This is a genomic window from Streptomyces sp. NBC_00503 (assembly GCF_036346895.1).
GTDB lineage: Bacteria > Actinomycetota > Actinomycetes > Streptomycetales > Streptomycetaceae > Streptomyces.
The window spans coordinates 1,327,463-1,347,665 of record NZ_CP107855.1; the positions used below are offsets into that span (position 1 = coordinate 1,327,463).

12 protein-coding genes and 3 rRNA genes are annotated in these 20,203 nt (G+C 67.5%); 7 read left to right on the plus strand and 8 right to left on the minus strand.

Translation table 11 applies throughout. The features are described 5' to 3' along the window. Positions 1–90: 90 nt before the first annotated feature. The 4 genes from OG490_RS06195 to OG490_RS06210 all read right to left on the minus strand — a co-directional run bounded on the left by OG490_RS06195 (position 91) and on the right by OG490_RS06210 (position 5,940). Entirely contained in the window at positions 91–681 is a 591-nt protein-coding gene (locus tag OG490_RS06195) for a CDP-alcohol phosphatidyltransferase family protein (protein WP_330295272.1), read from the minus strand. Between the two features lie 131 nt (positions 682–812). Then, positions 813–930, minus strand: a 5S ribosomal RNA gene (rrf, locus tag OG490_RS06200). 74 nt (positions 931–1,004) lie between these two features. Continuing rightward, positions 1,005–4,128: ribosomal RNA gene (locus tag OG490_RS06205) — 23S ribosomal RNA — on the minus strand. A gap of 287 nt (positions 4,129–4,415) precedes the next feature. Further along, positions 4,416–5,940 (minus strand): 16S ribosomal RNA (locus OG490_RS06210). Together the 16S, 23S and 5S rRNA genes form the textbook arrangement of a ribosomal RNA operon. 743 nt (positions 5,941–6,683) lie before the next feature. On the opposite strand from OG490_RS06210, the gene OG490_RS06215 reads away from it, so the two are divergent. After that, positions 6,684–7,133, plus strand: a complete 450-nt coding sequence (locus OG490_RS06215; protein ID WP_330295273.1) for a PTS sugar transporter subunit IIA — start codon at positions 6,684–6,686, stop codon at positions 7,131–7,133. Between the two features lie 73 nt (positions 7,134–7,206). Further along, entirely contained in the window at positions 7,207–8,877 is a 1,671-nt protein-coding gene (gene ptsP, locus OG490_RS06220) for a phosphoenolpyruvate--protein phosphotransferase (RefSeq protein ID WP_330295274.1), read from the plus strand. Between the two features lie 100 nt (positions 8,878–8,977). Here ptsP and OG490_RS06225 read toward each other — a convergent pair whose 3' ends face one another. Further along, complete coding sequence (locus tag OG490_RS06225; RefSeq protein ID WP_330295275.1) at positions 8,978–9,913, minus strand: hypothetical protein; 936 nt, start codon at positions 9,911–9,913, stop codon at positions 8,978–8,980. Positions 9,914–9,984: 71 nt separating this feature from the next. Then, a complete protein-coding gene (locus tag OG490_RS06230; RefSeq protein ID WP_330295276.1) occupies positions 9,985–11,964 on the minus strand; it encodes an acetoacetate--CoA ligase in 1,980 nt (659 codons plus the stop codon). A 267-nt stretch (positions 11,965–12,231) separates the two neighbouring features. On the opposite strand from OG490_RS06230, the gene OG490_RS06235 reads away from it, so the two are divergent. Beyond that, positions 12,232–14,580 carry a glycoside hydrolase family 31 protein gene (locus tag OG490_RS06235; protein WP_330295277.1) on the plus strand — a complete coding sequence of 783 codons (2,349 nt, stop codon included), beginning with the start codon at positions 12,232–12,234 and terminating at the stop codon, positions 14,578–14,580. A gap of 66 nt (positions 14,581–14,646) precedes the next feature. Here the strand turns inward: OG490_RS06235 and OG490_RS06240 are convergent, their stop codons facing one another. Together OG490_RS06240 and OG490_RS06245 are read right to left on the minus strand one after the other, a co-directional pair. Continuing rightward, positions 14,647–16,497 (minus strand): M1 family aminopeptidase, encoded by a 1,851-nt coding sequence (locus tag OG490_RS06240; RefSeq protein ID WP_330295278.1) that lies wholly within the window; start codon positions 16,495–16,497, stop codon positions 14,647–14,649. 183 nt (positions 16,498–16,680) lie between these two features. Next, a complete protein-coding gene (locus OG490_RS06245) occupies positions 16,681–17,205 on the minus strand; it encodes an NUDIX domain-containing protein (RefSeq protein WP_330295279.1) in 525 nt (174 codons plus the stop codon). A 23-nt stretch (positions 17,206–17,228) separates the two neighbouring features. On the opposite strand from OG490_RS06245, the gene OG490_RS06250 reads away from it, so the two are divergent. The 4 genes from OG490_RS06250 (at position 17,229) to OG490_RS06265 (ending at position 20,030) form a co-directional block, all read left to right on the plus strand. Beyond that, positions 17,229–17,930, plus strand: a complete 702-nt coding sequence (locus OG490_RS06250) for a M15 family metallopeptidase (RefSeq protein ID WP_443065761.1) — start codon at positions 17,229–17,231, stop codon at positions 17,928–17,930. Between the two features lie 14 nt (positions 17,931–17,944). Beyond that, complete coding sequence (locus tag OG490_RS06255; RefSeq protein WP_443065762.1) at positions 17,945–18,289, plus strand: Mpo1-like protein; 345 nt, start codon at positions 17,945–17,947, stop codon at positions 18,287–18,289. Between the two features lie 65 nt (positions 18,290–18,354). Continuing rightward, a complete protein-coding gene (locus OG490_RS06260; protein ID WP_330295282.1) occupies positions 18,355–18,834 on the plus strand; it encodes a Zn-ribbon domain-containing OB-fold protein in 480 nt (159 codons plus the stop codon). Continuing rightward, entirely contained in the window at positions 18,831–20,030 is a 1,200-nt protein-coding gene (locus tag OG490_RS06265; RefSeq protein WP_330295283.1) for a lipid-transfer protein, read from the plus strand. Before OG490_RS06260 ends, OG490_RS06265 begins: the two co-directional genes overlap by 4 nt. The last annotated feature ends 173 nt before the right edge of the window (positions 20,031–20,203 follow it).

The following is a 20,203-nucleotide window of genomic DNA, read 5'->3' on the forward strand; positions in this document are numbered from 1 at the left end:
CCTCCTTGAGAGACGGCGTCTTCGCCGACCTCGCCCCTCCCGGACGGTGACTGGCACCACTCCTGCGCGTCAGTCAGGCGCCGAGCGAGCTCAATCGGCCGTGGCGTCCGCCTTCACGAGCCGGCGGACTTGCACCACGTAAAGGATTCCTGCCCACCAATAGAGGGTTGTACCCCATCCGGCGAACGCCCATCCGAAAACGGACCCGGTCCAGGCCAACCAGCCCGTCCCTTCACTGACCAGCAGGAAGGGGAAGGCGTACATCAGGTTGAAGGTCGCCGCCTTGCCGAGGAAGTTGACCTGCGGCGGCGGATAGCCGTGGCGGCGCAGGATCCAGACCATCACCAGAAGCATCAGCTCCCGTGCGAGAAGGGCCGCCGTGAGCCAGATCGGCAGAATCCCGCGGTACGTGAGACCGAACAGGGTGGACAGGATGTAGAGCCGGTCTGCAGCCGGATCCAGCAGCCTTCCTAGGTTGCTGATCTGATTCCAGCGCCGGGCCAACTTCCCGTCGAGGTAGTCACTGATCCCGCTGAGCATGAGAACGGCGAGTGCCCAACCGTCGTGCTTGGCCAGGATCAGCCACAGGAACAAGGGTACGCCGGCAAGGCGAGCCATGCTCAGGATGTTCGGAATGGTGAAAATTCGGTCGGTCTGAACCCGAGTCTCCTGGACCTCCACCCGGGGGCCTCCACTGACTGTAGAAAAAACGTCGAACGATGCCCCCTGACCCTACAGGAGGCGTCCGACCCGGCCGTAAACGCAGAAAAGCCCCGTACCAGTTCCCTGGTACGGGGCTCTCTACAATGATTGTTCGGCGGCGTCCTACTCTCCCACAGGGTCCCCCCTGCAGTACCATCGGCGCTGAAAGGCTTAGCTTCCGGGTTCGGAATGTAAACCGGGCGTTTCCCTAACGCTATGACCACCGAAACACTATGAAGTTAACCAACCGGATATGAACACAGTTCGTTACTTCAGAACTAACACAGTGGACGCGAGCAACTGAGGACAAGCCCTCGGCCTATTAGTACCAGTCAGCTCCACCCGTTACCGGGCTTCCACATCTGGCCTATCAACCCAGTCGTCTACTGGGAGCCTTACCCTCTCAAGGAGGTGGGAATACTCATCTTGAAGCAGGCTTCCCGCTTAGATGCTTTCAGCGGTTATCCCTCCCGAACGTAGCCAACCAGCCATGCCCTTGGCAGGACAACTGGCACACCAGAGGTTCGTCCGTCCCGGTCCTCTCGTACTAGGGACAGCCCTTCTCAATATTCCTACGCGCACAGCGGATAGGGACCGAACTGTCTCACGACGTTCTAAACCCAGCTCGCGTACCGCTTTAATGGGCGAACAGCCCAACCCTTGGGACCGACTCCAGCCCCAGGATGCGACGAGCCGACATCGAGGTGCCAAACCATCCCGTCGATATGGACTCTTGGGGAAGATCAGCCTGTTATCCCCGGGGTACCTTTTATCCGTTGAGCGACGGCGCTTCCACAAGCCACCGCCGGATCACTAGTCCCGACTTTCGTCCCTGCTCGACCCGTCGGTCTCACAGTCAAGCTCCCTTGTGCACTTACACTCAACACCTGATTGCCAACCAGGCTGAGGGAACCTTTGGGCGCCTCCGTTACTTTTTGGGAGGCAACCGCCCCAGTTAAACTACCCATCAGACACTGTCCCTGATCCGGATCACGGACCGAGGTTAGACATCCAGCACGACCAGAGTGGTATTTCAACGGCGACTCCACCATGACTGGCGTCACAGCTTCAAAGTCTCCCACCTATCCTACACAAGCCGAACCGAACACCAATATCAAACTATAGTAAAGGTCCCGGGGTCTTTCCGTCCTGCTGCGCGAAACGAGCATCTTTACTCGTAGTGCAATTTCACCGGGCCTATGGTTGAGACAGTCGAGAAGTCGTTACGCCATTCGTGCAGGTCGGAACTTACCCGACAAGGAATTTCGCTACCTTAGGATGGTTATAGTTACCACCGCCGTTTACTGGCGCTTAAGTTCTCAGCTTCGCCACACCGAAATGTGACTAACCGGTCCCCTTAACGTTCCAGCACCGGGCAGGCGTCAGTCCGTATACATCGCCTTACGGCTTCGCACGGACCTGTGTTTTTAGTAAACAGTCGCTTCTCGCTGGTCTCTGCGGCCACCCCCAGCTCACGGAGTAAATCCGATCACCAGGACTGGCCCCCCTTCTCCCGAAGTTACGGGGGCATTTTGCCGAGTTCCTTAACCATAGTTCACCCGAACGCCTCGGTATTCTCTACCTGACCACCTGAGTCGGTTTAGGGTACGGGCCGCCATGAAACTCGCTAGAGGCTTTTCTCGACAGCATAGGATCATCCACTTCACCACAATCGGCTCGGCATCAGGTCTCAGCCTTATATGAGGGACGGATTTGCCTACCCCTCGGCCTACACCCTTACCCCGGGACTACCACCGCCCGGGCTGGACTACCTTCCTGCGTCACCCCATCGCTTACCTACTACAAGTCTGGTTCGTCGGCTCCACCACTTTCCTTTCCCCGAAGGGTCCGGAACGGCTTCACGGACTTAGCATCGCCTGATTCGATATTGGGCGTTTCAAAGCGGGTACCGGAATATCAACCGGTTGTCCATCGACTACGCCTGTCGGCCTCGCCTTAGGTCCCGACTTACCCTGGGCAGATCAGCTTGACCCAGGAACCCTTAGTCAATCGGCGCACACGTTTCTCACGTGTGTATCGCTACTCATGCCTGCATTCTCACTCGTGAACCGTCCACAACTAGCTTCCGCTGCTGCTTCACCCGGCACACGACGCTCCCCTACCCATCACAGCGGGCGTTGGCCCTATTGCTGCAATGACACGACTTCGGCGGTACGCTTGAGCCCCGCTACATTGTCGGCGCGGAATCACTTGACCAGTGAGCTATTACGCACTCTTTCAAGGGTGGCTGCTTCTAAGCCAACCTCCTGGTTGTCTCTGCGACTCCACATCCTTTCCCACTTAGCGTACGCTTAGGGGCCTTAGTCGATGCTCTGGGCTGTTTCCCTCTCGACCATGGAGCTTATCCCCCACAGTCTCACTGCCACGCTCTCACTTACCGGCATTCGGAGTTTGGCTAAGGTCAGTAACCCGGTAGGGCCCATCGCCTATCCAGTGCTCTACCTCCGGCAAGAAACACGTGACGCTGCACCTAAATGCATTTCGGGGAGAACCAGCTATCACGGAGTTTGATTGGCCTTTCACCCCTAACCACAGGTCATCCCCCAGGTTTTCAACCCTGGTGGGTTCGGTCCTCCACGAAGTCTTACCTCCGCTTCAACCTGCCCATGGCTAGATCACTCCGCTTCGGGTCTAGAGCGTGCAACTCAATCGCCCTATTCGGACTCGCTTTCGCTACGGCTTCCCCACACGGGTTAACCTCGCTACACACCGCTAACTCGCAGGCTCATTCTTCAAAAGGCACGCAGTCACGACCGTTATTCCGAAGAATAACGGCGACGCTCCCACGGCTTGTAGGCACACGGTTTCAGGTACTATTTCACTCCGCTCCCGCGGTACTTTTCACCATTCCCTCACGGTACTATCCGCTATCGGTCACCAGGGAATATTTAGGCTTAGCGGGTGGTCCCGCCAGATTCACACGGGATTTCTCGGGCCCCGTGCTACTTGGGAGATTCTTAAGCAAGCCGCTGATGTTTCGTCTACGGGGGTCTTACCCTCTACGCCGGACCTTTCGCATGTCCTTCGACTACATCAACGGTTTCTGACTCGCCGACCGGCCGGCAGACCGATCAAAAGAATTCCCACAACCCCGCATGCGCAACCCCTGCCGGGTATCACACGCATACGGTTTGGCCTGTTCCGGTTTCGCTCGCCACTACTCCCGGAATCACGGTTGTTTTCTCTTCCTGCGGGTACTGAGATGTTTCACTTCCCCGCGTTCCCTCCACACTGCCTATGTGTTCAGCAGTGGGTGACAGCCCATGACGACTGCCGGGTTTCCCCATTCGGACACCCCCGGATCAAAGCTCAGTTGGCAGCTCCCCGGGGCCTATCGCGGCCTCTCACGTCCTTCATCGGTTCCTGGTGCCAAGGCATCCACCGTGCGCCCTTAAAAACTTGGCCTACAGATGCTCGCGTCCACTGTGTAGTTCTCAAGCAACGACCAGCCACCCATCACCCCACCAGACAAGCTGGCGAGTTCACTGGGGCCGGCATCGCAGAAGGCATGACCATACGGCCGTACCCTCAGATACCCAACAACGTGCCAAGCACGATCCCCGCCACTCAAACCGTTTTCCACGCCGAAGCAGTACTCACAGAAGGTTTTGGAAACCGTGCCAACTAATCAACGTTCCACCCTGAGCTGACCGTGCAGAACGTTTGTCTGCAATCGGTACTGTGCTCCTTAGAAAGGAGGTGATCCAGCCGCACCTTCCGGTACGGCTACCTTGTTACGACTTCGTCCCAATCGCCAGTCCCACCTTCGACAGCTCCCTCCCTTACGGGTTGGGCCACCGGCTTCGGGTGTTACCGACTTTCGTGACGTGACGGGCGGTGTGTACAAGGCCCGGGAACGTATTCACCGCAGCAATGCTGATCTGCGATTACTAGCAACTCCGACTTCATGGGGTCGAGTTGCAGACCCCAATCCGAACTGAGACCGGCTTTTTGAGATTCGCTCCACCTCACGGTATCGCAGCTCATTGTACCGGCCATTGTAGCACGTGTGCAGCCCAAGACATAAGGGGCATGATGACTTGACGTCGTCCCCACCTTCCTCCGAGTTGACCCCGGCGGTCTCCTGTGAGTCCCCATCACCCCGAAGGGCATGCTGGCAACACAGGACAAGGGTTGCGCTCGTTGCGGGACTTAACCCAACATCTCACGACACGAGCTGACGACAGCCATGCACCACCTGTATACCGACCACAAGGGGGGCACTATCTCTAATGCTTTCCGGTATATGTCAAGCCTTGGTAAGGTTCTTCGCGTTGCGTCGAATTAAGCCACATGCTCCGCTGCTTGTGCGGGCCCCCGTCAATTCCTTTGAGTTTTAGCCTTGCGGCCGTACTCCCCAGGCGGGGAACTTAATGCGTTAGCTGCGGCACCGACGACGTGGAATGTCGCCAACACCTAGTTCCCAACGTTTACGGCGTGGACTACCAGGGTATCTAATCCTGTTCGCTCCCCACGCTTTCGCTCCTCAGCGTCAGTAATGGCCCAGAGATCCGCCTTCGCCACCGGTGTTCCTCCTGATATCTGCGCATTTCACCGCTACACCAGGAATTCCGATCTCCCCTACCACACTCTAGCTAGCCCGTATCGAATGCAGACCCGAGGTTAAGCCTCGGGCTTTCACATCCGACGTGACAAGCCGCCTACGAGCTCTTTACGCCCAATAATTCCGGACAACGCTTGCGCCCTACGTATTACCGCGGCTGCTGGCACGTAGTTAGCCGGCGCTTCTTCTGCAGGTACCGTCACTTTCGCTTCTTCCCTGCTGAAAGAGGTTTACAACCCGAAGGCCGTCATCCCTCACGCGGCGTCGCTGCATCAGGCTTTCGCCCATTGTGCAATATTCCCCACTGCTGCCTCCCGTAGGAGTCTGGGCCGTGTCTCAGTCCCAGTGTGGCCGGTCGCCCTCTCAGGCCGGCTACCCGTCGTCGCCTTGGTGGGCCATTACCCCACCAACAAGCTGATAGGCCGCGGGCTCATCCTTCACCGCCGGAGCTTTTAACCCCCGCCCATGCAGGCAGGAGTATTATCCGGTATTAGACCCCGTTTCCAGGGCTTGTCCCAGAGTGAAGGGCAGATTGCCCACGTGTTACTCACCCGTTCGCCACTAATCCACCCCGAAGGGCTTCATCGTTCGACTTGCATGTGTTAAGCACGCCGCCAGCGTTCGTCCTGAGCCAGGATCAAACTCTCCATGAATGTTTACCCGTAATCGGGTGCACACGCACTTAGAGCGGGACAGTCATGTCGGAATAAGACCGACCGTCCACTGCGTCCTCGCTGTGTAATTGCCTGCAAGCACCACGGCAGAACCGCGACCTCACAGGTCTTTTTTCAAAGGAACCTCATCCACCGAGGTGGACGGGGTATCAACTTTTTGGCGTTGATTTTTGGCACGCTGTTGAGTTCTCAAGGAACGGACGCTTCCTTTGTACTCACCCTCTCGGGTTTTCCTCCGGGCGCTTCCTTCGTTCTGTTCTTGCGTTTCCGACTCTATCAGAGTCAGTCTCGCTTGTTTTCCGCCTTCCAGGTCCTGCGCTTTCGCGCTTTTCCCTTTCCGACGAGTCCGACTCTATCAGTCCTTTTCCCGCTCCCTGACCACTCTCCGTTTTGCCGAAATGGGCACGCGGAAAGAAGTCGAGATACAAGATCAGTAAGAAAGAGGAGGAGTCCCGTCCATCAGCCGTTCGCGAAATGTTCACGCGGGGCTTCCTGGCGGGAGTCTCGACAGTACAGGTCCGCCGGTGCCCAAGCAAATCGATTCAGGCGTATGGTCTAGTCCACCGGTCTAGTCCACTAGTCTCCGTGCCGAAGGACCAGTCCGGATCAGGACCAACACCGGGCGAAACCGAACATCGTGTGACTTATCCTTCTGAAGAGTACGCCGTTCGCGACAGGTAGTGACGGCGACACGAAGAAGCCCCACCCCTGGGAGGCCCCCCATGACCAGCGTGACGTCCCCACTCGCCGGGCGCGCCATCGGACTCGCGGCAGTGCCCGATCCGGTGTTCTCCGGCGCGATGGTGGGACCGGGCACCGCTATTGATCCCGTACGTGAGCCCTCGGAGGCGGTGTCCCCCGTAGATGGTGTGATCGTCTCCCTCCACCCGCACGCGTACGTAGTAGTGGACGGTGAGGGCCACGGCGTCCTCACCCACCTCGGGATCGACACCGTTCAGCTCAACGGCGAGGGCTTCGAGCTGCTCGTCAGCAAGGGCGACACCGTGAGCCGCGGCCAGGCCGTCATCCGCTGGAACCCTGCCGCGGTCGAGGCCGCCGGGAAGTCCCCCATCTGCCCCATCGTGGCCCTTGAGGCGACTCCCGACTCCCTTTCCGACGTCGTCGAGTCCGGCGACGTCAAAGCTGACGACGCCCTCTTCAGCTGGCAGTGACGCGTCCGCCTGCAGAGGCGAGTCGGACATCCACCGCGACGGCTGAAGTCGTCGCTCTATCGGAGACGGTGAAATGGAGACAACGCTGCGAGGCGTCGGCGTGAGCCACGGTGTGGCGATCGGCGAGGTTCGGCACATGGGTACGGCGGTTCTCGAGCCGCCGGCTAAGCAGATCAACGCGGACGAGGCGGAGCGCGAACAGGGGCGCGCCCGTCAGGCCGTGGACGCTGTTGCGGCCGACCTGATCGCGCGCGGCCAGCTGGCCGGTGGCGAGGCTCAGCACGTGCTCGAGGCTCAGGCCATGATCGCTCAGGACCCTGAGCTGATGGCCGACGTCGACCGCCGGATCGCCGTGGGCAGCACCGCCGAGCGCGGTGTGTACGACGCCTTCTCCCAGTACCGCGAGCTGCTCGCGGGCGCCGGTGAGTACATGGCCGGCCGGGTGGCCGACCTGGACGACGTGCGCAACCGCATCGTCGCGCGCCTGCTCGGCGTGCCGATGCCGGGCGTGCCGGACAGTGACGAGCCGTACGTGCTGATCGCGCGGGACCTCGCTCCCGCCGACACCGCTCTGCTCGACCCGGCGCTGGTCCTCGGTTTCGTGACCGAGGAAGGCGGCCCGACCAGCCACAGCGCGATCCTCGCGCGGGCACTGGGCGTGCCGGCCATCGTGGCGCTGCCCGGCGCCGGCGAGATCGCCGAGGGCACCCTCATCGCCGTCGACGGCAGCACGGGTGACCTGTTCGTGGACCCGTCGCCGGAGAAGCGGGCCGAGCTGGAGGCCGCGGCCGCCGAGCGCAAGGCCGCTCTCTCCGCGTCCTCGGGTCCGGGTGCGACGTCCGACGGTCACAAGGTGCCGCTGCTGGCCAACATCGGCGGTCCCGCCGACGTGCCGGCGGCCGTCGAGGCCGGGGCCGAGGGTGTGGGCCTGTTCCGCACCGAGTTCCTCTTCCTGGACGACAGCAAGAAGGCTCCGACCGAGGAGAAGCAGGTCGAGTCGTACCGCAAGGTGCTCGAGGCCTTCCCCGAGGGTCGAGTCGTCGTACGCGTCCTGGACGCCGGCGCCGACAAGCCGCTGGACTTCCTGACCCCGGCCGACGAGCCGAACCCGGCTCTGGGTGTCCGTGGTCTGCGCTCGCTGCTCGACCACCCGGACGTACTGCGTACGCAGCTCACCGCGCTGGCCAAGGCCTCCGCGGGGCTGCCGGTCTACCTCGAGGTCATGGCCCCGATGGTGGCGGACCGGATCGACGCCAAGGCGTTCGCGGACGCGTGCCGCGAGGCCGGGCTGCAGGCGAAGTTCGGCGCGATGGTGGAGATCCCCTCCGCCGCGCTGCGGGCGCGCTCGATCCTGCAGGAGGTCGAGTTCCTGTCGCTGGGCACCAACGACCTCGCGCAGTACGCCTTCGCGGCCGACCGCCAGGTCGGTGCCGTCTCGCGACTGCAGGACCCGTGGCAGCCCGCGCTGCTCGACCTGATCGCCATGTCGGCCGACGCCGCCAAGGCCGAGGGCAAGAGCTGTGGTGTCTGTGGCGAGGCCGCTTCCGACCCGCTGCTGGCCTGTGTGCTGACGGGTCTGGGTGTCACCTCCCTGTCGATGGGTGCCGCTTCGATTCCCTACGTCCGGGCGACGCTCGCCAAGTACACCCTCGCGCAGTGTGAGCGTGCGGCTGCCGCCGCTCGTGCCGCGGACAGTGCCGAGGAGGCCCGTGTGGCCGCCCAGGCGGTGCTGTCCGGCGAGTAGAACGGGAGGGCCACCGCGCCCGACCGTGTCCGTTTCGATCGAGGGGCCTTCGCCGGTGGCGAGGGCCCCTCGGCCGTTTCCCGGTGCTCACCCGTTCGGGTCAGTGGTGCGGCCCCGATTCGTCCACTTCGTACCCGGGGAGGTACTCGACCCCTGGTTCCGGGGCCACGGGGTCTCCGGTGTCGGCGTCGGTGCAGTAGGCGTTGAAGACGGCCGCCGCGGAGAGGGGTACCAGGCGGCCGTGGTCCAGGCGCCAGCCGTGGACGCGGTCCCGGTGTCCTTCGGTGGCGCTGCGCAGGACCAGTCCCCCGGGTCCGCCGAGGGCCAGGCCCGCGGCGAGGACGGTCACGAAGTCGAGGCCCTCGCGGCCCTCGATCTCCGGCGGGCCTTCGGAGCTCGTGTCCGCATGGAGCACGGCCACGAGCTGTTCGGTTTCGGTGGGGACGCTGCACACCAGGTGGTGGTGGCCCGGTCCGGCCCGTCGCACCAGGTGTTCCAGTGCGGCGGCGGCGCGTTCGAAGGAGGCCGTTCCAATGTCCTCCCCGCAGTCGGCGCAGCCGCCCACGGCGGCCAGCAGGGTGGTGGCGTACTCCCAGGTGGCCTGTCGGACGGCCTCGTCGACGAGGAGCGGGACCAGTTCGTCGATGGGCTGGCCCGCGTACGGGAGGCCGGGGCCCGTGCCGGCCAGTTCGGCGGTGAAGCGGGTCCGGGCCGCGGGCGTGTCCGGGTCGATCCCGTGCTCCGTGCAGAAGTCGGCGTACTCCTCGGGATCGAAGAGGGTCACGGTGGTGTGGATGCCTTGGGCCGCGAGGGAGCGGAGCAGGCCGTCGATCTGGTCCAGGTAGTCGCGGTGGTCTTCGAAAGTGAAGCTGCGGTATCCGCGCATGGCCGCGAAGTCCCCGGCGTCGGCCAGGAGGCCGACGGTTCCGGGGACTTCGCGGCGCAGGGTGCGGCGCCTGCCGGCGCGGGCGCTACGAGCGGTACGGGCGGGCCGTCCCGCGGTGGCACCGGTCCTGCTGTCGTTCGAGCGTGGCATGGGGTCCCCCTGAGTGGCGCGATCGCTTGCTCACTCAGAGTAATCAGAGCCACTGACAGTGACCTCCGGGCTCAGCGCCGGGTGCGGGCGAGCTCCTCGTAGAAGCGCAGGAGGTCCAGGTTGTCGACCGAGCCGGGATTGACGGCCTTGTCCATGGGGGCGCCCTGGAGGAGGCGCTTGACCGGGACCTCGATGCGCTTGCCGGTCAGGGTGTGCGGGACGCCCGGGACCTCGATGATCTCGTCCGGGACGTGGCGCGGGGAGAGCTCCTCGCGGATGGTCGCCTTGATCCGGGCGCGGAGGTCCTCGTCGAGGACCGCGCCGGGTACGAGGTGGACGAAGAGCGGCATCCAGTAGCCGCCGTTCGGCTCCTCCAGGCCGATGACCAGGGATTCCTTGATCTCCGGGAGCCGTTCCACGGCCTCGTAGATATCGGCCGAGCCCATCCGGACGCCCTGGCGGTTCAGGGTGGAGTCGGAGCGGCCGTGGATGACCACGGAGCCGTGGTCGGTGATCGTGATCCAGTCACCGTGGCGCCAGACGCCCGGGAACATCTCGAAGTAGCTGTCGCGGTAGCGGCTGCCGTCCGGGTCGTTCCAGAAGCGGATCGGCATCGACGGCATGGGGTTGGTGACCACGAGCTCGCCGACCTCGCCGATGACGGGCTTCCCCGAGGGGTCCCATGCCTGGAGGTCCGTGCCCAGGCAGGCGGCCTGGAGCTCGCCGATGTGGACCGGGAGGGTGGGTACGGCGCCGGCGAAGCAGCTGCAGACGTCGGTGCCGCCGCTGACGGAGGCGATCCAGAGGTCCTCGGCCACCTCGTCGTGCAGCCAGCGGAAGCCGTCGGGCGGCAGCGGGGAGCCGGTGGTCGCCACGCACTTGACCGAGGACAGGTCGAAGTCCCGGGACGGATGGACTTCGGCCTTCCGGCAGGCCATCACGTAGGCGGCGGAAGTCCCGTACAAAGTGGCCTTGGTCCGCTCCGCGATGCGCCATTGGGCACCGGTGTCGGGGAATCCCGGGCTGCCGTCGTAGAGCACGACGGTGGTCCCGGTGAGCAGGCCGGAGACGAGGAAGTTCCACATCATCCAGCCGGTGGAGGTGTACCAGAAGAACCGGTCCCCTGGGCCGAGGTCGCAGTGGAGGCCGATCTGCTTGAGGTGTTCCAGGAGGATGCCGCCCTGGGACTGGACGATCGCCTTGGGCAGGCCGGTGGTCCCGGAGGAGTAGAGGACCCAGAGCGGGTGGTCGAAGGGGACCGGCTCGAAGACGGGTTCGGCGGCGCCGGCCGTGAGGGCCGACCAGTCCAGGGCCCCGGCGGGGGCCGGCGTGCCCAGGAGCGGGATGTGGACCACGGCGCGCAGGGAGGGGAGCTCGGCGCGCAGCTCGGCGACGGTGTCGCGGCGGTCGTGCTCCTTGCCGCCGTAGCGGTAGCCGTCGACGGTGAAGAGGACGACCGGCTCGACCTGCTGGAAGCGGTCCAGGACGCTGCGGGCGCCGAAGTCGGGGGCGCAGGAGGTCCAGACTCCGCCGACCGCGGCGGTGGCGAGGAGCGCGGTGACGGCTTCGGGGATGTTGGGGAGGTAGCCGCTGACCCGGTCGCCTGGGCGTACGCCCAGGGCGCGCAGTTCGGCGGCGAGTGCGCCGACCTGGCGGCGGAGCTCGGCCCAGGTGACGGGGGTGGGATCGTGGGTCTCGTCCACGTACAGCAGGGCGGCCTCGTCGGCGCGCGCCGGGTCCTCGGCGGCGCGCAGGGCGTGCTCGGCGTAGTTGAGGGTGGCGCCGGGGAACCAGTGGGCGCCGGGCATGGACCGGTCGGCGAGGACGGACTGGTACGGGGTGGTGAAGCGGACGTCGAACCATTCGGCGACGGCCTGCCAGAAGGTGTCGAGCGCGTCGACGGACCAGCTGTGCAGGGCCGGGTAGCCGCCTTCGGCGGGGGCGCCGTGGTGTTCGGCGGCCCAGGCCTGGAAGGCGGTGATCCGTGCCGCGGCGATCCGGTCGGGGCCCGGGGACCAGAGGGGCTCGGAGGGGGTGGCTGCTGCGGTCATGCGTCGGCTCCCGGTCACGTCTGCGGCTCGCGCTTCGTGGGCGTGTCGTGTCGGCTGGTGTGTCGTGCGGTGCGGCTGTGGTGCGTCTTGTGGTGTTCGTACGGTGTCACCGCGCGCGGGGTGGGAGCGCGGAGGCACACAGGGACGATGCCATGTGATCGACATCCGCACCAGAGCCGTCATCGGTGGTCGGCAGTGATCCTTTTGAGAGTGAACGGCAGTTGAACGCAGCCATCTCGGGCAGGTGCCGGTGGCAGGGTGGGCGCCATGGACGGTCGTGAGCTGGTGCGTGCGGTGAAGGAGCTCGGCAGCGAGCGGGGGCGGCGCGCCTGGCGCTCGGCCTGGCGCAACCGGCGCGTGGACAGGGAGGGGCTCGCACCCCGGGGCGCGGAGCGGGCGCGGGTGCCGGGTCTGCTGACCGGTACGGAGCCCCGGCCGGGCGGGGGCGTGCTGCGGTTCACCCGTTCGGAGCTGCTGATACGGGTCACCGTGGGCGGGGCGGTGTTCTGGGGCTGGGACGGGGCCGCGCCCACCCCCTCGTACGCGGTGGTCGGCAGCGGACCGGAGGCCGATCCGCGCGCGGTGCTGGAACCGGACACCGAGGGCGGCTGGCGGGTGGTCTCCGAGCGGGTGACCGTCGCGGTGTCCCGGCACGGGGCGGTGGAGGTGCGCACCCCGGGCGGGACGGTGCTGCGCCGCGAGCTGCCGCCGCGCTGGTGGGAACCGGTGGAGGGCGGCGGCGGGCACGGGGCCCGGTGGCTGCTGCGCAGCGAGGTCCCGGCGGACGCGCGGGTGTTCGGCCTCGGCGGGCGGGCGACGGGGCCCCGGCTCGGGGACGGCTCCTACCGGCTGTGGAACACCGACCCGAAGCACGGTTTCGGTCTGACCGGGGATCCGCTGTACATCACGATGCCGGTGCAGCTGGTGGTGGCGGACGCCGGCACGCACCTGGTGTTCCACGACAACACCTGGGACGGGCGGGTGGTGTTGCGGGAGGGCGAGGAGGGGGCCGGATCAGGTGCGGACCGGCCGGGGAGCTGCGAGCTGCGCATGGAGGGCGGTCCGCTGCGCTGCTGGGTGCTGGTGGGCCCGCCCGCGCGGGTGCTGCAGGGCTGGTCGGGGCTGACGGGCGGCGCGGCCGTGCCGCCGGAGTGGGCGCTGGGGTACCAGCACGCGCGGTGGGGGTTCGGGGACGCGGCGCAGGTGCGCCGGATCGTGGCCGGGTACGCGGACCGGGGTCTGCCGCTCTCGGCCGTCCATCTGGACATCGACCACTACGACGGCCACCGGGTCTTCACCGTGGACCGCGAGCGGTTCCCCGATCTGCCGGGGCTGGCCGCCGAGTTGGCACAGGGCGGCGTACGCCTGGTCTCGATCGTCGACCCGGCGGTGAAGGCGGGCGACCCCGTGCACGCCTCGGGCCTGGAGGTCGGCGAGCACGGGGCCTTCGTACGGGACGCGGCGGGGCGGGAGGTCCGCGGCGAGGTGTGGCCGGGCGAGTGCGCGTACCCGGACTTCACCGATCCGGCCGCGCGGAAGTGGTGGGGCGGGCTCTACGGGGAGCGGCTCGCGCAGGGCTTCGCCGGGGTCTGGCACGACATGAACGAGCCGGTCTCCTTCGCCCCGTTCGGGGACCGGACGCTCCCCCTTTCGGCGCGGCACGTCCTGGACGGGGCGGGCGGGGACCACCGGGCCGCGCACAACGTGTACGCCCTGGGGATGGCGCGGGCCGGCTGGGAGGGGCTGGTGCGACTGCGCCCGGCCGAGCGGCCGTTCCTCTTCTCCAGGTCGGGGTGGGCGGGCATGCAGCGGTACGGGGGCACGTGGTCGGGGGACGTGGAGAGCAGCTGGGACGGGCTGCGGGCCTCGCTGGCGCTGGTCCTGGGGCTCGGACTGTGCGGGGTGCCGTACTCGGGCCCCGACGTCGGCGGCTTCTGGGGTTCTCCCTCACCGGAGTTGTACCTGCGGTGGCTGCAACTGGGGTCGTACCTGCCGCTGTTCCGGACGCACTCGGCGATCTTCGCGGGGCGGCGCGAGCCGTGGGAGTTCGGCGAGGGGACGACGGAGGCGGCCCGGGCCGTGCTGCTGGAACGGGAGCGGCTGCGCCCGTACTTCGTGACGCTGGCCCATCTGGCGCGGCGGACGGGAGCCCCGTACGTGCGGCCGCTGTGGTGGGGGACGCCGGAGGACCGGGCGCTGCGGGACTGCGAGGACGCGTTCCTGCTGGGCGACGCGCTGCTGGTGGCTCCGGTGCTGGAGTGCGGCTCGGACCGGCGGGCGGTGCGGTTGCCGCGCGGCCGCTGGTACGACACGGCGACGGGCGCGGCGCACGAGGGGCCGGGCCAGGTGCTGCTGGACGCCCCGGCGGACCGGATCCCGGTGCTGGCCCGGGCGGGCTCGCTGCTGCCGGTCGTCGCGGCCGACGGGTCGGTGGTCCTGGAGGCCTGGGCTCCGGCGCGGGGCCGTACGGGCGGCGGGCTGGTGGTCCGCGATCCGGGGCCGGGCTTCGAGCCGGGCGAGGTGGAGCGGTACACCGTGCGCTGGGCGGGGGACGCGGTGGTGGTGGAGGACGAGGCGGGCGCGCCGGTGGAGGGCGTGGTGGTGCGGGGGCTCTGACGGCGGACCGGATCCGCCGCGGGTGGCGCCGGGACGTAGGCGCTCCCGCGGCGGAACCGGGTCCTGCTAGCCGTCGATGCGGTGCGTGGTCCAGAACGAGGTCAGGTCCGTGGTCGTGGCGGCCTGGGCGGCCGCCTTGAACTCGGCCGTGGTCGAGACTCCGTACCAGTGCGAAGTGGCGTAGTCCTTCAGCAGCTTGGCCATGGCCGTGTCGCCGAGGACGCGCCGCAGGTCGTGCAGGGCGCACTTGCCGTAGCCGTAGACGACGGTGGAGTAGCGGGAGGAGTGGGCGTCCCAGTAGCCCATCGAGTTGGTGATCTTCTCGGCCGACGAGGCCCAGGAGACGCTGTTCCAGCAGCTCGCGCCGGTCTTGTTCTGCGCGAGGTCGGTGGCGTAGTCGGTGAACGACTCGTCCAGCCAGGGGCTGGTGTACTCGTCGTCGCCGACGATGCCGTACCACCACTGGTGGGCGATCTCGTGGGTGAGGGCCGTGGTGCTGACCAGGTCCAGGACGAACCCGGGGTACTCCATGCCGCCGAACCAGTAGTTGTTGTCGATGACCGCGTCCAGCTCGCCGTACGGGTAGGCCCCGAACCGGGCGGAGTGGGCATCCACCGCGGACTTCGCGGTGGTCAGCATCGACTGCGAGTCGGAGGCGCTGATGCCCGAGACGGAGTAGATGTTGACGGGGGTGCCGGAGGCCGAGGTGCCGGAGATCTTGCTGAACGGGCCGGCCGCCCAGGCGAAGTCACGGACCTTGGTGGCCGTGGCGGTGGTGACCGTGCGACCGCTGGTTCCCGGCGTGTCGACCGAGGCGCCCGTGGCCGGCACCAGCAGGGAGGTGGGGTGGTCCAGGGTCACGTTGAAGTCGGAGGCCAGCGAGTAGAACGACTCGCCGTTGTTCGTGTACGGGTCCAGGTGCCAGCCCGCTCCGTCCCGGACCGCGAGCACCGGCAGGGCGTTGCCGACCATGCTGAAGGCCCCGTCGTAGCCGAACCGGTCGGCGCCGCTGGGAACGGTGATCCCCAGGTCGAAGCCGATCGTGGCGCTCTGCCCCTGTGCCAGCGGCGTCGGCAGGGTGATCTGGAGGGCGGTGCAGCCGACGGACAGCGCGCCCGCGGTGCCGCCGGTGACGTTGGTGACCGTGATCGGCATGGCGGAGCAGGTGCCGTGGTAGTTGTCCCACAGCCTCAGGTACACCTCGCTGAGGGCGGTGGCCGAGGCGTTGGTGAAGCTCGCGCTCTCGTGGCCGGTCCAGCCGGTGCCGCTGGCGTTGCTGCTCAGGTTGACGGTGTAGGCGGGTGCGGCCGGGGTGCGGGTGCTGTCCGCGGGCGGGACGGTTCCGCCGGAGGTGTCGAGGGCGATGTCGTCGACGACGAAGCTGGTCTGGAGGCTGGAGTCCTCGGTGCCGGTGAAGGCGACGCTGACGGTCTGGCCCGCGAACGCGGAGACGTCGAAGGACTTCTGGGCGTAGCCGGTGTTCTTGTCGAGGTTCGAGTACGTCGCCAGCGTCGTGGTGCCGATCTTCGCCGTCAGCTTGTCGTACTTCGTGGACGTGGTGGTCTCGGCGGTGCCGATGTGGAGCCAGAACGTCAGGGTGGCGGTGCTGCAGCCGGAGGGGATCGTGACGCTCTGGGAGAGGGTGTCGGTGTGCGTGCTGCCGACTCCGTTGAGCCAGGCGAAGTAGGTGCCGCCGTGGGCACTCTGGCCGGCGCGGTTGGTGATCACGCTGGTCTGGGACTGGCTCCAGGGTGAAGTACCGCTTTCGAAACCGCCGTTGCCGACCACTTGGGTCGGTGTGCAGGCGGCGGGTGCGGCCGGGGCCGCTGCCGCCGAGGTGGCGGGGAGTGCGGCGGCGATCAGCGCGGCGATGGCGAAAGCGCTCGCGGCGAGGACCTTGTGGGGGGTCGATCTCACACGAAACTCCTTTGAGGCGGCCGGGATTGCGGCCTGCTCGGTGGCTGCCCGCCCGGCTTGGGTGCGCCGGAGGGCAGCCGCGGGGGTGACGGCTGCCGGAAGCCTGGCAGATTTGACCGGAGCATGCCATCAGAGTTCGGTAAAGGTGTTCCCCTCACCGCTCGGCGGACACCGAGGGCGCCGCTACCCGTGGCCCTGCTCCGCGTACCGGCCCGCGAACCAGTCCCCCGCCGCCCGCGTGTGCAGCGGGAACGCCAACGGCTCCGGGCCGCGCAGGACGTGCCAGCCCGTGGTCTCGTCCGTAGGGGCGGATGCGGGCAGGTCGGCGGCCGGGCGGGCGGGGAGGAGGCCGAAGAGGATCAGGTGGCCGGCCGGGGAGCTGTGGGCCGCGGCCAGGGTGACCTCCGAGGCCGGAACCTGGATGCCGGTCTCCTCGCGGAGTTCGCGGACGACCGACGTGCGCCAGTCCTCGCCGAAGTCCATGAACCCGCCGGGCAGGGCCACGCCGCCGAGGGCCGGTTCGATGGTGCGGGTGATGACCACCAGGCCGGTGCCGAGCTCGTCCTCGACGGGGAGGAGGGCCACCGCGACCGGGAGCGGGTTGCGGTAGGCGACGTCGCCGCACGAGGGGCACGTACGGGGCCACTCGGTCGAATCGAACAGCGCTCCACAGGTGGAGCAGTGCGAGTCCCTCAGATGCGCCGGCATGCGGCGATGGTAAGCCAAGGGACATGAGGACGGCTCTCGTTGTGGTCACTGCAGTTGTCGCGGTCGTTGCAGGAGGTACGGGAGGCCGCGGCTCCCCGCCACCGGCCCCCGGGTTCGCCGTGCTGGCGGAGGTCGATCCGACCATCGGCCAGGACATGCGGTACGCCACCGCGCGCAATTTCACCGGGGCCGTGGTCGACGGCTACGAGGAGCCCGTCTGCCTCCTCGCGCGGCCCGCCGCCCGGGCGCTCCGGCGGGCGCAGCGCGAGGTGCTGCGGCGCGGGTACTCCCTGCTGGTCTACGACTGCTACCGGCCGCAGCGGGCCGTGGACCGGTTCGTGCACTGGGCCGGGGACCCGGCGGACCAGGGCACGAAGGCGGAGTACTACCCCCGGGTGGACAAGGACCGGCTGATCCCGGAGGGGTACATCGCCGAGAAGTCGGGGCACAGCCGCGGGAGCACGGTGGACCTGACGCTGACCGGACCCAGCGGGGAGCCCGTGGACATGGGGACCCCCTTCGACCACTTCGATCCGCTCGCCCACACCGACAACCCGCTCGTCACCGGCCCGGCCCGCGAGAACCGCGATCTGCTCGGGCGCGCGCTCGCCGCCCAGGGGTTCGTGAACCTGCCCGAGGAGTGGTGGCACTTCACGTACAAGCCGGAGGTGTTCCCGGACACGTACTTCGACTTCCCCGTCTCTGTCGCCGCCGTCCACCCCTGAGTACGTTGCCAGGTATGACATTCAGTTCGTACGAGGAGTTCTGGCCCTACTACGTGGCCATGCACTCCCGCGCCGCCACCCGCTGGATCCACCTGACCGGCACCCTCACCGGACTCGCCGTCACCGCCTACGGACTGGCGCGCGGCCGCAGGCGCTACCTCGCCGCGCTCCCCCTCATCGGGTACGGGACGGCCTGGCCCGCGCACTTCCTCATCGAGGGGAACAACCCGGCCACCTTCGGGAATCCGGGCTGGTCGCTGCGCGGGGACGCGCAGATGATCCGGATGATGCTGGCCGGGCGGGACGCGGAGCTGGGCGAGATCGCACAGAAGTGGCTCGCCGAGAACCGGTGCCCCTAAGGGTGTTCCCGTGACAGACTCCTGACGGATCGTCAGATCATCAGGAGTCTGTTTCGGGAGGGGTCTTGGAACGCACACGCACACCCGTCGTCAGCGGGTGGTTCACCGGGGACGACGCGACGGGGGACGACGCGCCCGCCGGCGGCTTCCGGCTGCTCGGCACCCGGTGCTCCGCCTGCGCCGCCGTGTTCTTCCCGCGCGAGGACGCGTACTGCCGCAATCCGCACTGCCCCGGCGGTGGCGAGCTCGCCGAGACCGGGCTGTCCCCGCGCGGCCGGGTCTGGTCCTACACCGACGGCCGGTACCGGCCGCCCGCGCCGTACGTGTCCGACCCGGACGCGCCCTGGACCCCGTACACCCTGGTCGCCGTGGAGCTGGAGGCCGAGGGGATGGTCGTGCTCGGCCAGACGGTGCCCGGGGTGACGGTCGCCGATCTGGCGGTCGGCATGGAGGTCGAGGTGGTGGGCGGCGTGCTCAACGAGGACCCCGCCACCGCCACCACCTGGACCACCTGGCACTTCCGGCCCGTGGGGGTGACGGAATGAGCGCCTCCGCCGGCGATATCGCCGTCCTCGGGGCCGGTATGCACCCGTGGGGCAAGTGGGGGCGCAGCTTCGTCGAGTACGGGCGGGCCGCCGCCCGGACCGCGCTCGCCGACGCCGGGCTCCAGTGGACCGACGTCCAGTCCATCGTCGGGGCCGACACCGTACGGTCGGGCTACCCCGGCTACGTGGCCGGCGCCACCTTCGCCCAGGCGCTGGGCTGGCAGGGCGCCCGCGTGACCAGCGTGTACGCGGCCTGCGCGTCCGGGGCCCAGGCCATCGGGGCGGCCCGCGCGCAGATCCTGGCCGGGCTGGCCGACGTGGTGCTGGTGGTCGGGGCGGACGCCGCGCCCAAGGGGTTCTTCGCCCCGGCGGGCGGGGACCGGCCCGACGACCCGGACTGGCTGCGCTTCCGGGTCCTGGGGGCCACGAACCCCGCGTACTTCGCGCTGTACGCCCGCCGGCGCATGGCCCTCTACGGGGACACCGGGGAGGACTTCGCGCAGGTCAAGGTGAAGAACGCGGCGGCCGGGCTGCTCAACCCGAACGCCCGCTACCGCAAGGCCGTGACGGCCGAGGAAGTGGCCGCCTCGGCGATCGTCGCCGATCCGCTGCGGCTGCTCGACATCTGCGCCACCTCCGACGGGGGCGCGGCGCTCGTGCTCAGCAGCATGGACTTCGCCCGCTCGCGCGGGGTCCTGGACCCGGTGCGGATCCGGGCCGTGTCCACGGTCACGCCCACGTATCCCCGTACGGTCCTGGACCTGCCCGACATCGCCACCGACTCGGTGACCGCCGTGGAGCCCGCGGCGGGGTCGTTCAGGGCCTCGATCGCACGGGCCGCCTACGAGGAGGCGGGGCTCGGGCCCGACGACCTCTCGCTGGCCGAGGTGTACGACCTGTCCACCGCCCTGGAACTGGAGTGGTACGAGGACATCGGCCTGTGCGGACAGGGCGAGGGGGCCAAGCTCGTCCGGGAGGGAGCGACCGCGCTCGGCGGGCGGATTCCCGTCAACACCAGCGGCGGGCTGGCCTCGTTCGGAGAGGCGGTGCCGGCGCAGGCCATCGCCCAGGTGTGTGAGCTGACCTGGCAGCTGCGGGGTACGGCAGGGGACCGGCAGGTGCCTGGGGCGCGGGCCGGAATCACCGCGAACCAGGGGCTGTTCGGCCACGGATCCGCGGTGGTCGCGGTGCGCTGACCCTGGGCCGGCCCTTGCCCGACCCTCGCTGAACAGGAGCTGTTGTCCGCACGCTTGACGGCCCCTGACAGCGGGTTCACACTCGCTCCACAGTCCCGCTCCGCGACCGGGACCCCGGATCCCCCCATGAGAGCTGCGGCCCGTACCCCAGTCGGCGGGGGTACGGGCCGCCT

Coding starts and splice junctions, on each gene's coding strand:
- OG490_RS06215 (WP_330295273.1), top strand. CDS start 6,684: ATGACCAGCGTGACGTCCCCACTCGCCGGGCGCGCCATCGGACTCGCG.
- ptsP (WP_330295274.1), top strand. CDS start 7,207: ATGGAGACAACGCTGCGAGGCGTCGGCGTGAGCCACGGTGTGGCGATC.
- OG490_RS06225 (WP_330295275.1), bottom strand. CDS start 9,913: ATGCCACGCTCGAACGACAGCAGGACCGGTGCCACCGCGGGACGGCCC.
- OG490_RS06230 (WP_330295276.1), bottom strand. CDS start 11,964: ATGACCGCAGCAGCCACCCCCTCCGAGCCCCTCTGGTCCCCGGGCCCC.
- OG490_RS06235 (WP_330295277.1), top strand. CDS start 12,232: ATGGACGGTCGTGAGCTGGTGCGTGCGGTGAAGGAGCTCGGCAGCGAG.
- OG490_RS06245 (WP_330295279.1), bottom strand. CDS start 17,205: ATGCCGGCGCATCTGAGGGACTCGCACTGCTCCACCTGTGGAGCGCTG.
- OG490_RS06250 (WP_443065761.1), top strand. CDS start 17,229: ATGAGGACGGCTCTCGTTGTGGTCACTGCAGTTGTCGCGGTCGTTGCA.
- OG490_RS06255 (WP_443065762.1), top strand. CDS start 17,945: ATGACATTCAGTTCGTACGAGGAGTTCTGGCCCTACTACGTGGCCATG.
- OG490_RS06265 (WP_330295283.1), top strand. CDS start 18,831: ATGAGCGCCTCCGCCGGCGATATCGCCGTCCTCGGGGCCGGTATGCAC.